The sequence below is a fragment of the Paralcaligenes sp. KSB-10 genome (assembly GCF_021266465.1).
Lineage (GTDB): Bacteria > Pseudomonadota > Gammaproteobacteria > Burkholderiales > Burkholderiaceae_B.
Genome location: NZ_CP089848.1, coordinates 1,094,256 through 1,108,086, shown reverse-complemented (window position 1 = coordinate 1,108,086; position 13,831 = coordinate 1,094,256). Strand labels below are relative to the sequence as shown.

The following is a 13,831-nucleotide window of genomic DNA, read 5'->3' as shown; positions in this document are numbered from 1 at the left end:
AAAAATACTGGAATTTAAGATGTAAAGGCCAGCCCAAGCATCCCACATCAGTGCCACATAGCCCTGGCTGGCGCTGCTGAATTGTTGCATCTTTAACTCAACGCCTGGAGTAAAAATCGTTGGAATCCGATTACAAAATTCATCCGAAAACATTACCCGCAAAAGATTATTGGGGGCAGGTAAAACGAACTGTAAATGGGCAACCGATCCTCGATCGTGAAATAGAGGTAATAGTCAATGCCATTACCCGCAATCTATTGTTGACGAATCAAGGGAGTGACGTCCTGCTTGATCTTGGGTGTGGAAATGGTGCATTGTCAGAGCGTATTTTCAATACATTGCATGCATTCTTTGGGGTGGACTATTCTGAATATTTAATCTCTGTTGCGAAGCGGGATTTTGAAAAGGCACCAGATTTCTGCTTCGAAGTAGGTGATGTGCTGGATTATGTTTTAGCTGAAAAAATACCGGAGCGATTTACCAAAGTGTTGTGCTATGGATGTTTTTCTTATTTTCCCGATCCTGAAAAATTATTGGCGATCCTCAGCCAGAGGTTTATTAACGCTTCCCATGTTTTTATTGGAAACCTGCCGGACAGAGAGCGGGCTGAATTATTTTATAAGAATGGATTGCCAGGCGATGAGGAATTGACAGACTTTGATAGCAAAATTGGTGTTTGGCGCAGCCAACAAGAAATTCGAGAAATGGCGCAGAAAGCTGGCTGGGAGGCCAGATTCAGTTTTATGCCGCAGGGTTTTTTTAATTCGCACTATCGTTATGACGTTACCTTGATCCGGAATTCATAATGCTGAAAAGGCAAAAAAACAGCATCTCGGAATTGGCATTATTCAGCGGTGGCAGGTTATTTGAGAAGCCTCGCTCCACATCTAATCTTGTTCGGCCCGATATTGAACGATTTCTGGAGTACTCGAAAGCGCTTTATCAGGCAGGTCAGTATGAAACCAGTGATTCTTTGGCCACCAGGCTTGAACGCCGTCTTGCCGAATTCCACAACACTCGCTATTGCGTATGTTTTTGCAGCGGCTTCTGGGCTCTTGTTTTGGCGATTCGTAGTTTGGCTGTTCCTGGCCGGATGGAGGTGGTAATGCCGTCGTTGACGTATCGGCGTTTGGGCGATGTTGTTGCCTGGGCCGGCCTCGTACCGCGTTATTGTGATGTTGATCCAAACACCCTTGCGATTTCGCCCCAAACCGCTGAATTCAATATAGGTCCGAATACAGCATTGATCATCGGAGTTCATCCAATTGTCAATTGCTGCGATGCTTTGGGGCTTGAACAGCTGGCAGGAAGGCATGCTGTCCCAATTCTTTTTGATGGAGTCGAGTCGGTATACGAATCAGTGGCAGGACGGAAAGTCGGATCATTTGGCGATGCGGAATGTTTCTCGCTTCATGCCAGTAAATTGCTTAATGGTTTCGAGGGCGGCTATCTCACTACGAACAATAAAGAACTCGCCGATAAATTGCTTGGGATGCGTGAGTTCGATTTCACGTCCGAGCATACGGAAACCAGCTATGGAACGAATGCCAAACTGAGCGAAATTCACGCTGCGATGGCTTTGGCCAGCCTCGACGATTTAGAAGAGCAGGTTGCGCGCAATAGGGAACGCTACAGGGTTTACCAAGACGTTCTTCAAGATATTGCGGGAATCAGGCTGCTTCCTTTTGATGAGTCGGAACGCTGCTCATTCAAGAATATCGTCGTAGAGTTGACCGGCGAATGGGAGCTGACAAGAGAGCTGACCCTTGAGCTTCTTAACGCAGAGGGAATGTTGTCCAGGGCCTATTATTCGCCACCCCTGCATGTAAAAAAGACTATGTACCCGACGATTAGCGGAAATTTGCCCGTAACCGAGCACTTGGCTGAACGTTTTATGCTGATGCCTTGCGGTCATTTTGTTAGCAAAGAAGATATATTGGAAATAGCTCATTTCCTGACTTTTATCAAAGGCAACGCGGCTGATATCAAGAGTAGGGTTACTCAATGACCAGCCCGAACTTTGAGCGCTCTCTGGATTTGGCTGTTCTTGATGGCACACCGGCTTTCCCGACCCCAATTCCGTGCGGGCAGGCTTACTTTCCAGCTTGGGGCGAGTATGAGCATAGTTTCCGGGAGTTATTTGAAAGACAGTACTACACCAATCAAGGGCCGCTGACTAATCTATTTGAATTGCAGCTTGCTGAACGATTGCAGGTACGTCACGTCGTTTGCGTGACGAATGGAGCGATTGGTCTGTCGATGGTGGCCGAAGCGTTAGAGCTAAAGGGCCGAGTCGTTGTCCCGTCATTCGGGCACGCTGCAGCGTCTCAGTCACTCAGGTGGAGCAACTTGACACCTGTGTTCTGCGATGTTGATCGTGAAAGCCATGCTATTGATCTAGACAAGTTAAAGTACTTCCTGGATCAGGGAGCCAGCGCTGTTCTTCCTGTGAATCTTTGGGGTGGGGCTTGTGATGCCGGACGCCTGGAAATCCTGGCGCATGATTACGGCATACCCATCTACTTCGACTCTGCGCACAGCTTTGGATCCTCCATCGGTGGCCGGCCCATAGGCGGGTTCGGCAGGGCTGAGGTGTTTTCGTTTAACGCCACCAACATATTGAATACGACGGAAGGAGGTTGCATTGCGACAAGTGACGATCTTCTGGCTGAGCGTCTGCGCAATATCCGCAGCAGCTATGGCGTCCGCCAAGTCATTCCGGTAAGCCGGACTGCAAATGGGCGCATGTCAGAGGCACAAGCAGCCATGGGTTTGCTGAGTCTGAAGTCTCTCGATTCGGTGATGGCTCGTAATAGGGTGCTGCACAATATGTATTGTCGGGAATTGACAGGAATACCTGGGCTTAAGGTTTTTGTCCCTCGTGGGATGGACGTTTGCAATTACCAATATTTGATCTGTGAAATCGATGAGTGCGATTTCGGTATGCCCAGAGGTGTTTTGCGGCGAGCTCTTCAGTTGGAAGGAATCGTAACGCAGGAACATTTTCCCCCGATGCCACGTCGGGCGTCCGTATCCGATGCCGAGCCTTCGGCGACTTCTGAAACGTTTCCTGTCGCCAATGCTTTGTGCGTAGTGGCCCTACAACTTCCCCTTGGGGCGTGGGTCGAGGACTCTATGGTATCGATTATATGTAGCAAGATTCGGCTCATTCAGCAATCGGCAGATGCAATCTTGCGTGTGATGGAACGCTAAAGATGAAGATAGGCATTATGCAGCCCTATTTCTTTCCCTACCTGGGGCATTTTGCGCTAATTGCCAATGTCGATCGTTGGTTGGTATTTGATATTACCCAGTACACACCAAAAACATGGATGAATCGAAACCGCATTCTGCATCCCGCAGGTGGCAGCCAGTACGTGACTGTAGCCTTGGCAAACTCGTCCATATCGATCAAAACCTGTGAAGCGCGTATCCTTGATAAAGAAGCCTCTCGCCAGGCTGTACTAGGAAAACTCACTCACTACCGACGTTATGCTCCTTATTATGGGTCTGTGATTGCACTAGTCGATCAAGTTTTTTCTTCGTCGATGAGCGATAGTCTTGTTGCATTAAATGTATCGGGCTTAAAAGCAACTTGCGATTACCTCTGTATTCCGTTTGCCTTCGATACGTGTTCCGCCATGGGTTTGAATCTACCGTCAGGCCTGCGGCCTGGCGGCTGGGCTCCTGAAATTTGCGAAGCTATAAACGCTACCGAGTACATCAATCCAATTGGTGGGCGGCATTTGTTTTCTTCTGAAGATTTTCTTCAAAAGAAAATCAAGCTGTCTTTTTTGGACTTTCAGGGGTTTTCCTATCCGGTAGGCAACTATTCATTCGAGCCTAATTTGTCGATCCTCGACGTTCTGATGTGGAATAGTCCCGAGATAGTCAAGAATTACATTGATGGTGCGGCAAAGATAATTCCCGCGGAAGAAGTGCCGGGTTCTTTGCCAAATGGAATATAGAGCGCTTGTATGCGTCCAGGCCATAAATTGCCATATGTGCTGGTTTTCACCAGGGAGTGATGTGTTTTTTCGTGAAATCGGTGGTGATTATGGGTTGGAGTATTGACTGACGGCATACAAGAAAGCCAGCCCTTGGGCTGGCTTTCTCCGTTTTGATGAACGGATTCATCGCGGCGGGGTACTGCAAAGAAGCCGAAGGTGAATCCGACTTCCTTACCGGCTGATCTGATCGAATGTCAGATTATTTCAGCAGCGACAACACAGTTTGTGGAACCTGGTTGGCCTGGGCCAGAACCGAAGTACCGGCTTGTTGCAGGATCTGGGCGCGGGTCATGTTCGACACTTCAACCGCGTAGTCGGCGTCTTCAATGCGTGAGCGTGCCGACGACAGGTTGGTTACGGTATTGTTAAGGTTGGCGATCGACGATTCGAAACGGTTTTGGACCGCACCCAATTGGCCTCGCATGGAGTCGATTTGAGCCAATGCCGTGTCGAGCGCCTTCAATGGGCTGCTGGTGGCTGCGCCGGTTGGTGTGTATTCCGTCGCGGTCGCCAGCGTGGCTGCGCTGGTGATGGTGCTATCCTTGAATGTTACAGCCCCTGCTGTGCTGACCGCACCTTCGTACTGGGCGCCATTGGACAGGCGGATCACATAATCGCTATAGGTGCCGTCCGCGCTTGCGCTGCCCACGCCGTGAACCGTAAAGCCGCCGGTGCCGGCAATTGAGTCCACTGCGCTTGTGTCGAGATCTTTGATAGTGGTCGTGCCGGTTACCGAGGTATCGGTCAACTGCGTGATGGGGCCGGTTACGCCCGAAACGCTGAAGGATTTGAGGTTCAGTGCGGACGTATCGATTTTCTGCAGATTGATGGAAATGGTTTCCCCATCGTTCGTGCCGACCTGGATTTTCAGGCTGGAGTTGCTGGCCAGAACCTTGACGCCGTTGAACTGAGTTTGTGCCGATACGCGGTCGATTTCGCTCAGACGCTGGTCGATTTCATCCTGGATCGATTTCAAATCGGAAGCCGAGTTCGAACCATTGGCGGCCTGCACTGTCAATTCGCGCACGCGCTGCAAATTGTTGTTCATTTCGTTCAGCGCGCCTTCGGTCGTTTGAGCGATCGAAATGCCGTCGTTGGCATTGCGCGTGGCTTGCGTCAAGCCATTGATATTGGCGGTGAAGCGGTTGGCGATGGCCTGGCCGGCGGCGTCGTCTTTGGCGCTGTTGATGCGCAGGCCCGACGACAGGCGCTCGATGGCGCTGCCTAGAGCCGATTGCGATTTCTGCAAGTTGCCTTGGGCAACCAAGGAAAGCGTGTTGGTATTGATAACTGACATGAGAACTCCTGAGAGGAATAAATACGGCGAATCTGGTGCTCCGCCTGGTTGCCAAGAAGAAAGAAGCCTGTTTTGAGCACAAGGGCCTTAGTCCCGTACTTAAACCAAGCCCGCTTCTTCCTGTTCACAGACATTAACGGCGAGGGGAAGGGGAACTTTAGGGTGGGGTAGCGGTTTGTGTGGGCTGGGGCGGGTGTCTATCTATAAAACGCCGCAGGGGGGCGTGCCGGTCCTGACCCCAAGCCCCGATAGACGGCGTCTTTAAATACCCATCCATCGCATGCCGTAAACACCCATCGTCTTAAACCATATGCTTGCCCATATCGATGCTGCGCAAGATATTGGCGGTTGTCTCGGACAGTTCGGGGTTGGGGCTGTTGATAGGCATGGCCAGGACCAGGTTGTTCATGATGACCGGGTCTTTGATGGCTGAAAATGTCAATTCCCGGTGGCGCGCGGTGTCGTGGATGGCCGAGCGCGGAATAATCGTGAATACCTGATCGTAGGATATGGTCTCCACCGCGGTCTGCACTACGTCGACTTCGGCCACGATATTCAGGCTGACCTCGAAATCGTTGCAGATATTTTCCACCAGGGTGCGTATGGAGTTCGGCATGCTGGGCAAGACCATGGGGTACTGGCCCAGTTGAACGGCTTTGATCAGGCGGGGCGGCCTGGGCTGGCAGGCTTTTGCGTAGGCCAGCACCATGTCTTCGCGATAAATGGTTTCATAGGCCAGCATGGCGGCCGGGGAAGGGTCGTACAGCAGCGCCAGATCGATGCGGTTCTTGATCAGCCAGCCGCGCATGTCCGAACTCAGGCCCTCGGCAATGCTGATGGAGGAGCTCGGCGCCTGCGCCCTGAATTCCTGGACGATCAGCGGGGTCAGGCGCCGGGCAACGCGGGGCGGCAGGCCCAGCCTGACTTTGCCCTGGGCGGATGAGCGAAAGGTTTGCAGATCCTGCTTTGCGTGGCCGGCCAGCTTGTGCAGTGCCCTGGCATGATTCAAAAACCGCAGGCCGGCTTCGGTGGGTTCCACGCCACGGCCGGTTCGGCGCAACAGGTGCTGTCGCAGTTCAGCTTCCAGCAACTGGATCTGCCGGCTGATCGAGGGCTGGGAGACATCCAGGATTTCAACGGCGCGGGAAAAGCTGCGCTGCTCGCACACGACGATGAAATAGTTGATTTGTTTCAAGTCCATAGCGGCATGATATACGTTTTTTGTATATCAGAAGTCACATATCGGCCATTGCTGCCCTGAGTTGGTCTGACGCATCATGGCGTTGATTCACTGATGAGAAAGCCATGTTCGATTACGCTCCGCCACTGGAACAGATTGCACCGGTCCGGCACCGATTTCCGGCCCATGCCTGCGACAGTCATTGCCATATATTCGGGCCGTCCGCTGTATTTCCATTTGCCGAAAAACGGCCTTATACCCCGCCGGATGCGCCTTTTGAAAAATTGCAGGCCATGCACGACAAGCTGGGCATCAGCCGTACCGTGCTGGTTCAGGCGGCGTGCCATGGCTACGATATGTCGGCGGTGCTCGATGCCATCGCCCGCAGCCGCGGCCAGTGCCGCGGCGTGGCGCTGCTGGCGCCCGATGTCAGCGCCGGCGAGATAAAAAGGTTGCACGAAGGCGGCATACGCGGTGCGCGCTTCCATTTCATGTCCCATCTGGCGGGCTCTACCCGGGAAGAGGTCGAACATATCGCCGGCTTGATTGCCCCGCATGGCTGGCATATTTGCGTACATGGCGATGAAGCCTCGGTGATCTCGGTATTGCCCTGGTTCACCAGCCTTAATGTTCCTTTCGTGATCGACCATATGGCCAGGGTCTCCGCGGACAAGGGCGTGGAGAATCCCAATTTCCAGGCCTTGCTGGATCTGAAGAGCCATCCCGGCGCGTGGGTGAAGATTTCCGGCATCGACCGGGTGTCCAGCAGCGGCAAACGGCCTTTTGCCGACGGCAGGCCGCTGATGCGCGCACTGATCGAGCATATGCCCAATCGCCTGTTGTGGGGCACCGATTGGCCGCATCCCCGGGTGCAGGGCGATATGCCCGACGACGGCGATTCGGCCAATACTCTGCTCGATTTGTGTCCGGACCCGGCGGTGCTGGAGCAGATATTGGTCGCCAATCCCCAGGTTTTGTACGGATTTGACGAAGAGGTTCAGGCATGACCCTATTGAATGCTTATATGGAACAGGTGCGCGTGGCAATATGAAAAATGGTTTGATCAAGTTTCCAGGCTTGCGGCTGAGCGCCGCCGAAGTTCGGCACGCCCTGACAGCCGTGTCGTCTGCCGAAGTGCTGTCCTCGCTCGACGTGCAGTGTGCCATCGAGCAGGCCGAGACCTATGTGTACCTGAAGCTGGCCGCCGCCGACACTGATGGCCAGTGCCAAAAGCTGCAGGCGGCATGCATGGGGCTGTGCCCTGGCGCCGCGGTCATTGCCCTGGAATGTACGCTGGATTTGCCTGGACATTCCTTTGGCAAGAAAGCCGCCTGGCACTATGTGGTGGAAACGGATGTGCGGCCCGAGGCCGAGGGCGATTTCAATGCGTGGTACCAGACTGAACACATGCCCGGCCTGGCGGCCGTGCCTGGAACGGTCCAGGCCTGGCGCTATACCGACGGCAGCGGGTCTCCCAGGTATTACGCCGCCTACGATCTGGAGACCCTGGAGACTTTCGGTTCGGAGCCCTGGGTGGCCGTGCGCGCGACCGACTGGAGCAGCCGGGTGCGGCCCAATTTCTTCAATACCAAAAGAACCATGTTCAAAAAAGACGGCGTCTCGCCGGGCCGGGGGTAGATCGCAATGCCCAGACTTTTGCCACCCGACCCCGAACGGATGAACGAGCATCAGCGGCGCGTCTACGAGGCGATCCAGTCGGGGCCCCGGGGGCGCGTGCGCGGACCCCTGGCCATATGGCTGCATCGTCCCGGGCTGGCGGAACCCGCCCAGGCGCTGGGCCAGTACTGCCGCTACGACTCGAGCCTGCCGCCGCGCCTGTCCGAGCTGGCGATATTGACCATCGCCGCCTTGTGGCGTTCTGAATTCGAATGGTGGGCGCACAAACCCATTGCCATCGAAGCCGGTATATCGAGCGACATCGCCGAGGGCATACGCACGGGCGGCCGCATCGAATTCCGGCAACAGGACGAACAGGTCGTTTACGAGTTCGTTAAAACCCTGGTCGAAACACGCCACATACCCGAGCTGCAATATCGGCGCGCAATCGAGGTGTTGGGCCAGGATCATGTGGTGGATCTGGTCGGTTTGGCGGGGTACTACACGCTGATCTCCATGACCTTGAATGTCTTCGAGGTCGCGCCTGCGGATGCCGCGGCGCCGAGCGCATTTGGCGCCGCCGGCTGAAATTCTCATTCAATGCACAGGAGGTCTTCGTGGCAGGACGTTTGCACAACAAGGTAGCCATTGTGACGGGCGCGGGCAGCGTAGGCCCCGGCTGGGGCAATGGCCGGGCGATTGCCTTTCGCTTTGCCGAAGAGGGCGCGCAGGTTTTTGCCGTCGATCTGAATGCCGGGGCGCTGCTTGAAACTGTCGCCCGGGTCCGGGAGATTGGCGGCGATATCACGACGCATATTGCGGATGTCACCTCGAGCGCCTCGGTCCGGGACATGGTCCAGGCCTGCGTCCAGGCTTATGGGCGGGTCGATGTCCTGGTCAATAATGTGGGCGGCTCCCGCAAGGGAGGTCCGGTCAATTTGTCGGAAGACGATTGGGACGCGCAGATCGACTACAACCTGAAAAGTGTGTTCCTGACGTGCAAGCATGTGTTGCCGCTGATGGAGCAGCACGGCGGCGGGGCGGTCGTCAATATCGCGTCGACCTCGGGCATACGCTGGACCGGGTCGGCCCAGGTGGGCTACGCCAGCGCCAAGGCGGGGGTAATCCAGTTTTCGCGTGTCGTCGCCATTGAGTATGCGGCAAAGAACATACGCTGCAATACGGTGATTCCCGGCCAGATGCACACGCCCATGGTCGAAGCCAGGCTGGCCGGCCAGAGGGCCGGGGGCGACGTGGAGCAATTGCTTGCACAGCGCCAGTCCCGGATTCCTTTGCCGTTCATGGGCGACGGCCGGGATACGGCCAACGCGGCTTTGTTCCTGGCTTCCGAAGAGGCTCGGTTTGTGACCGGAACCGAATTGCTGGTTGATGGCGGCATGAGCGCACGTTGCGGTTGATTTTTACATTCACACAGCCCCAAGGGTGATCAAGGGGCGCAAGGGAGACACTATGTTTACTGGAAAAATTTCATTCATATCCAAACTGGGGCTGGGCGCGGCATTGGCCATGGCGGCACTAAGCACCTATGCGGCCCCGCCGACCACGGTCGTAGTGGCTTTCCCGCCCGGCGGGCCGGCCGATACCTTGGCCCGCGTGGTGGCCAAGCAATTGGAAAGCTCTCTGGGCTCTTCGGTTATCGTTGAAAACAAGCCGGGCGGCAACGGGGCGATTGCCGCGAATTTTGTGAAACGCGCCGCGCCCGACGGGCATACGCTGTTCCTCAGTTCAGCGGGCGCCATTTCCATCAACCCCACGCTTTATCCGCATCTGACCTATAACCCTGAAAAAGACTTTGCGCCGATTTCCACGCTGGTGTCCACGCCGGAGGTCCTGGTGGTGCCGGCCACCAGCAAGGTGAAGTCGGTCAAGGAATTCCTCGATTTGGCCAAAAGCAAGAAGGAAGGGGTGACCTTGTCCTCCTCGGGGATCGGCAGCATGCCGCATATGGCCATTTCACTGCTGCGCATTGCCACCAAGGCCAATATTTTGCATGTGCCCTACAAGGGGGCGGCGCCGGCCATACGCGATACGGTGGCGGGGCAGGTAGGCGGGTTTTTCGGCGACATTTCCGGCCTGCTTCCTTTTATCCAGGATCACAAACTGACCGCGATCGGCATCGCCGATTCCAAGCGTTCGCCCAAGCTGCCGGACGTTCCTACGTTTGACGAATTGGGTTTCAAGAATGTGTATGCCAGCAACTGGTACGGTATTTTTGCGCCTGCGGGAACTCCCAAGCAGACTATCGATGCGCTGAACAAGGCCATGCAAGTGGCCATGGCGTCGGAGGATGCCAGGAAGTACGCAGAGACTTCAGGCGTGGAAGCCTCGGTTATTTCGCCCGATGCATTTGCCAAACTGATCCAGCAGGACACCAAGAAATGGGGAGCCCTGATCAAGGCCGAGCACATTACGGTCAATGAGTAGTCGTATGCCTAGGGGAGCGGGCGATCCAATGCGTTGCCGCGAGCCCCTAACGAGGCACCCCTGCAAATCCTGGTGTTTCGTTTAAAGCCATTCTCCTGGCTTGACCTGCGCCCCGAGGGCCGGACACTCGTTCCGGCCCTCGGGGCGCAACTTATTTGGCCAAGCTTTTTAGCGTAAACCCTCATTCCAGAATGGAAGATTGTATGCAATTATAAAAAATAACACGCTTTGATCTAGGTATTTATCAGTAATTGTATGCAAAATGAAAATGCTTCCGCGCACTTGATGACGAAGTCGGTCAATACGGCTTATGAGTACATCACTCGCGAGATCGAGGCCGGTCGTCTTGCGCCGGGCGAATTCATCCGGGAAGAATCGATCGCCGACACCGTGAAAGTCAGCAGAACGCCCGTCAGGGAAGCGCTCAGGATCCTGGCGGCTGAAGGGTGGCTGGAAATCAAGAAAAATCAGGGCGTCAGGGTGAATGACTGGAACCTGAAGAATATCGAGGAAATATTCGATGCGCGGGTGTTGATCGAGCCGTATCTGGCAAGACTGTGCGTAAGCAATATGAGCCCTGACGACATTGAGCAACTGGTGCAATTGGCGGAGGAAATGTCGCTCAATCAGGACAATACGCCCGAGGCCATCAGCCAGCGGCAGGTTTCGAATGACCGGTTCCACAAGCTGATAACCGAACGCTCCAATAATCAGGTGCTGTGCACATCCCTGAATACGATCAAGAAGATCCCCCTGATCAAATGGACCTTCAAAGGTTATTCCGAGCAAGAGCGCATCCGCAGCAACACCGAACACTTTGAAATGATCGATGCCATCCGGACGAAGAATGCCGAGCTGATGGAATCCATCATGAAAAGCCATATTCTGCATGGCAAGAATTCGTTTTTACTGAACCTTAAAAAGTAACGATTCAATAAAGGAGACATAGGTGGAGACAACCGAGAACATAGGGCCAAGACTTGATCGCCTGCCGATAGGCCCCTTCCACAAGAGGATCATATGGCTTATTGGCGGGGGGATGTTCTTCGATTCCTTTGACATCTATCTGGCCGCCGGCGTGCTGGGGGCGCTGGTCAAAAGCGGCTGGTCGACGATCGGCTCGAATGCCACGTTTCTATCCGTCACATTCATAGGAATGCTGATTGGTGCGTTCACGGCCGGCTATCTGGGCGATTTGAAAGGCAGGAAGTTCACCTACCAGTTCAACTTGGCCATTTTCGGCATAGCCTCGATTGCGGGCGCCTTCGCCCCGTCGATAGACTGGCTTATCGTGTGCCGGTTCTTCATGGGCCTGGGTCTTGGCGCCGAGATCGTGGTTGGCTACGGATGCCTGGGGGAGTTTGTTCCTCCCAAGGTCAGGGGCAAGTGGTCGGCTTATTTGTCGCTGATTACCAATTCGGCATTGTTCTTCTCGACACTGCTGGGCTTTATCGTTATTCCGAATCTGGGCTGGCGTTTCATGTTCGCGATTGCCGGCGTTGGGGCGCTGATCGTCTGGTTCCTGCGTAAAACAATGCCGGAATCGCCGCGGTGGCTGGAATCGAAGGGCCGGTATGCAGAGGCCGACAAGATAGTCAGCGATGTCGAGGCCGGCTACGACAAGTCGAAATTGCCGCCGCCCGCGCCGGTCAAAGCAACGATAGACAGCACTTTGAAAAGCATCGATTTGTTCAAGCCGCCCTATTTAAGAAGAACGATACTCGGCATCTGCATCCATGTCGTCTCAAACATCGTGATATACGGATTTATCGTTTGGGTGCCTACGTTCCTGGTCAAGCAGGGCATGGGGGTGACTTCGTCCCTGGGTTATGCAACGCTGATGTCTTTAGGCGGCCCCTTCGGCGCCTTGATCGGCGCACTTATTCTGGACAAGGTGGGCAGGAAATACAGTATTGCCCTGGTGTGCCTGCTGGCCGCCATTACGGGCTGGCTGTATCTGTCGTCTCCTTCCATATACGTGGCGACCTTATTGGGCTTTATCCTGTTTACCCTGATCTACCTGCTTGTTGCGCTGGGCATAGCAACTTATACGCCGGAACTGTTCCCCACAAAAATCAGGATGCGCGGAAACGGTATCGCCAACACAATGGGCCGCATAGCGGGAATTGCGACGCCGCAGATCATTGTGGCCATGTATGTGGTGGGCGGCGTCAATAGCGTAATGTCGCTCATTGTCGGCGCCTTATTGTTTTTAACAGTCGTGATGCTGGTGCTGGGCATCGAAACACGCAAAAAGACACTGGAAGAAATTGATGTTTTGTAAATGGGAGCAAATTGCATGAGCAGCTTGAAGCAGAAACTCAATGGCGGCAAATTACTTGTCGCCCCTGGGGTATATGACCTGATATCGGTGAAGCTGGCCGATCAAATGGGTTTCGATTGCCTGTACATGACAGGCTTTGGCTCGGTGGCGTCGTACCTGGGCCTTCCCGACGCCGGGCTGGCGACGTATACCGACATGGTCAACCGCGTAGCGGCGTTTTGCGGCGCCAGCAAGACCCCTATTATTTGCGATGGCGACACCGGTTATGGCGGCCTGCTGAATGTAGCCAATACGGTCAAAGGCTACGAAAAAGCCGGGGCGGCCGGCATTCAGCTGGAAGATCAGGAGTTTCCCAAAAAGTGCGGGCATACCGCGGGCAGGAGGGTGACTTCCGCCGAAGATATGGTCAGGAAACTCCAAGTCGCATCCGACAGCAGGACAAGTTCCGAATTCCTTATTGTCGCGCGCACCGATGCCCGAACTTCGCTTGGCCTGGACGAAGCCTTGAGGCGGGCCGAGAAATATGCAAAAGCCGGGGCCGACATCCTGTTCATCGAATCGCCCGAATCGGAAAAAGAACTCGAAATCATCGGCAAGTCTTTTGACCTGCCGGTGCTGGTGAATATCGTCGAAGGCGGGCGCACCCCCCAGCTCAAGCCGCAAGACCTGGAGTCCCTGGGTTTTTCCCTGGCGATTTATCCGGGCACGGGCTTTCTGGCGGTTGCCAAGGCTTTGGAGAAGGTTTATTCAGAGATCAAGAACGGCCAAGGTACCTTGAACGTCACCTCGGATTTGTATTCATTCGAAAAACTGTGCCTGTTGATGGGGTTCAAGGAAGTGTGGGATTTCGATGCGAAGTACAAAGAATAAGGGCTGAACGACAGGCGGGCTGTAGGGGCGGGCCTTGCGCCCGTTCGTTCGACCCGATGCGTTACCCCGGGGGGGCTACAAAGGCCACCCCTACGCTCATCGTCAACGAGGCCGATGCGTTATCCGGC

The 13,831-nt window shown here is 54.7% G+C and carries 14 protein-coding genes; 12 read left to right on the top strand and 2 right to left on the bottom strand.

The window, feature by feature from the left end:
- Positions 1 to 119: 119 nt before the first annotated feature.
- Genes LSG25_RS05105 through LSG25_RS05090 form a run of 4 tightly spaced genes read left to right on the top strand, consistent with a single transcriptional unit; the run spans position 120 to position 3,968 of the window.
- Positions 120 to 806 carry a class I SAM-dependent methyltransferase gene (locus LSG25_RS05105; protein ID WP_232743629.1) on the top strand — a complete coding sequence of 229 codons (687 nt, stop codon included), beginning with the start codon at positions 120 to 122 and terminating at the stop codon, positions 804 to 806.
- Positions 806 to 2,008, top strand: coding sequence for an aminotransferase class I/II-fold pyridoxal phosphate-dependent enzyme (locus LSG25_RS05100; protein WP_232743628.1), 1,203 nt, complete (start codon positions 806 to 808; stop codon positions 2,006 to 2,008). Before LSG25_RS05105 ends, LSG25_RS05100 begins: the two co-directional genes overlap by 1 nt.
- A complete protein-coding gene (locus tag LSG25_RS05095) occupies positions 2,005 to 3,213 on the top strand; it encodes an aminotransferase class I/II-fold pyridoxal phosphate-dependent enzyme (RefSeq protein ID WP_232743627.1) in 1,209 nt (402 codons plus the stop codon). The genes LSG25_RS05100 and LSG25_RS05095 overlap by 4 nt, the downstream gene beginning before the upstream one ends.
- 2 nt (positions 3,214 to 3,215) lie before the next feature.
- Entirely contained in the window at positions 3,216 to 3,968 is a 753-nt protein-coding gene (locus tag LSG25_RS05090; protein WP_232743626.1) for a WbqC family protein, read from the top strand.
- 241 nt (positions 3,969 to 4,209) lie between these two features.
- On the opposite strand, the gene LSG25_RS05085 is transcribed toward LSG25_RS05090, so the two are convergent.
- Together LSG25_RS05085 and LSG25_RS05080 are read right to left on the bottom strand one after the other, a co-directional pair.
- Positions 4,210 to 5,307: a FliC/FljB family flagellin gene (locus LSG25_RS05085; protein ID WP_232743625.1), complete on the bottom strand. Its 1,098-nt coding sequence runs from the start codon at positions 5,305 to 5,307 to the stop codon at positions 4,210 to 4,212.
- A 301-nt stretch (positions 5,308 to 5,608) separates the two neighbouring features.
- Positions 5,609 to 6,508, bottom strand: coding sequence for a LysR family transcriptional regulator (locus LSG25_RS05080; RefSeq protein ID WP_232743624.1), 900 nt, complete (start codon positions 6,506 to 6,508; stop codon positions 5,609 to 5,611).
- Positions 6,509 to 6,612: 104 nt separating this feature from the next.
- Between LSG25_RS05080 and LSG25_RS05075 the strand changes: the two genes are divergently transcribed.
- The 8 genes from LSG25_RS05075 (at position 6,613) to LSG25_RS05040 (ending at position 13,703) form a co-directional block, all read left to right on the top strand.
- A complete protein-coding gene (locus tag LSG25_RS05075; protein WP_232743623.1) occupies positions 6,613 to 7,494 on the top strand; it encodes an amidohydrolase in 882 nt (293 codons plus the stop codon).
- A 40-nt stretch (positions 7,495 to 7,534) separates the two neighbouring features.
- A complete protein-coding gene (locus tag LSG25_RS05070; protein ID WP_232743622.1) occupies positions 7,535 to 8,125 on the top strand; it encodes a DUF4286 family protein in 591 nt (196 codons plus the stop codon).
- Between the two features lie 6 nt (positions 8,126 to 8,131).
- Positions 8,132 to 8,692: a carboxymuconolactone decarboxylase family protein gene (locus LSG25_RS05065; protein ID WP_232743621.1), complete on the top strand. Its 561-nt coding sequence runs from the start codon at positions 8,132 to 8,134 to the stop codon at positions 8,690 to 8,692.
- Positions 8,693 to 8,721: 29 nt separating this feature from the next.
- On the top strand, positions 8,722 to 9,522 hold the full coding sequence (locus LSG25_RS05060) for an SDR family NAD(P)-dependent oxidoreductase (protein WP_232743620.1): 801 nt from the start codon (positions 8,722 to 8,724) through the stop codon (positions 9,520 to 9,522).
- Positions 9,523 to 9,574: 52 nt separating this feature from the next.
- Positions 9,575 to 10,549, top strand: a complete 975-nt coding sequence (locus LSG25_RS05055) for a tripartite tricarboxylate transporter substrate binding protein (protein WP_232743619.1) — start codon at positions 9,575 to 9,577, stop codon at positions 10,547 to 10,549.
- Positions 10,550 to 10,804: 255 nt separating this feature from the next.
- On the top strand, positions 10,805 to 11,476 hold the full coding sequence (locus LSG25_RS05050) for a GntR family transcriptional regulator (protein WP_232743618.1): 672 nt from the start codon (positions 10,805 to 10,807) through the stop codon (positions 11,474 to 11,476).
- Between the two features lie 112 nt (positions 11,477 to 11,588).
- Positions 11,589 to 12,833: an MFS transporter gene (locus LSG25_RS05045; protein ID WP_232743617.1), complete on the top strand. Its 1,245-nt coding sequence runs from the start codon at positions 11,589 to 11,591 to the stop codon at positions 12,831 to 12,833.
- A 15-nt stretch (positions 12,834 to 12,848) separates the two neighbouring features.
- Positions 12,849 to 13,703: an oxaloacetate decarboxylase gene (locus LSG25_RS05040; protein ID WP_232743616.1), complete on the top strand. Its 855-nt coding sequence runs from the start codon at positions 12,849 to 12,851 to the stop codon at positions 13,701 to 13,703.
- Positions 13,704 to 13,831: the final 128 nt, after the last annotated feature.

Bases quoted from the DNA above. Each gene is read 5' to 3' on its own strand.
- LSG25_RS05100 (WP_232743628.1), top strand. From the start codon at position 806: ATGCTGAAAAGGCAAAAAAACAGCATCTCGGAATTGGCATTATTCAGC.
- LSG25_RS05095 (WP_232743627.1), top strand. From the start codon at position 2,005: ATGACCAGCCCGAACTTTGAGCGCTCTCTGGATTTGGCTGTTCTTGAT.
- LSG25_RS05090 (WP_232743626.1), top strand. From the start codon at position 3,216: ATGAAGATAGGCATTATGCAGCCCTATTTCTTTCCCTACCTGGGGCAT.
- LSG25_RS05085 (WP_232743625.1), bottom strand. From the start codon at position 5,307: ATGTCAGTTATCAATACCAACACGCTTTCCTTGGTTGCCCAAGGCAAC.
- LSG25_RS05080 (WP_232743624.1), bottom strand. From the start codon at position 6,508: ATGGACTTGAAACAAATCAACTATTTCATCGTCGTGTGCGAGCAGCGC.
- LSG25_RS05075 (WP_232743623.1), top strand. From the start codon at position 6,613: ATGTTCGATTACGCTCCGCCACTGGAACAGATTGCACCGGTCCGGCAC.
- LSG25_RS05070 (WP_232743622.1), top strand. From the start codon at position 7,535: ATGAAAAATGGTTTGATCAAGTTTCCAGGCTTGCGGCTGAGCGCCGCC.
- LSG25_RS05065 (WP_232743621.1), top strand. From the start codon at position 8,132: ATGCCCAGACTTTTGCCACCCGACCCCGAACGGATGAACGAGCATCAG.
- LSG25_RS05055 (WP_232743619.1), top strand. From the start codon at position 9,575: ATGTTTACTGGAAAAATTTCATTCATATCCAAACTGGGGCTGGGCGCG.
- LSG25_RS05050 (WP_232743618.1), top strand. From the start codon at position 10,805: ATGCAAAATGAAAATGCTTCCGCGCACTTGATGACGAAGTCGGTCAAT.
- LSG25_RS05045 (WP_232743617.1), top strand. From the start codon at position 11,589: ATGTTCTTCGATTCCTTTGACATCTATCTGGCCGCCGGCGTGCTGGGG.
- LSG25_RS05040 (WP_232743616.1), top strand. From the start codon at position 12,849: ATGAGCAGCTTGAAGCAGAAACTCAATGGCGGCAAATTACTTGTCGCC.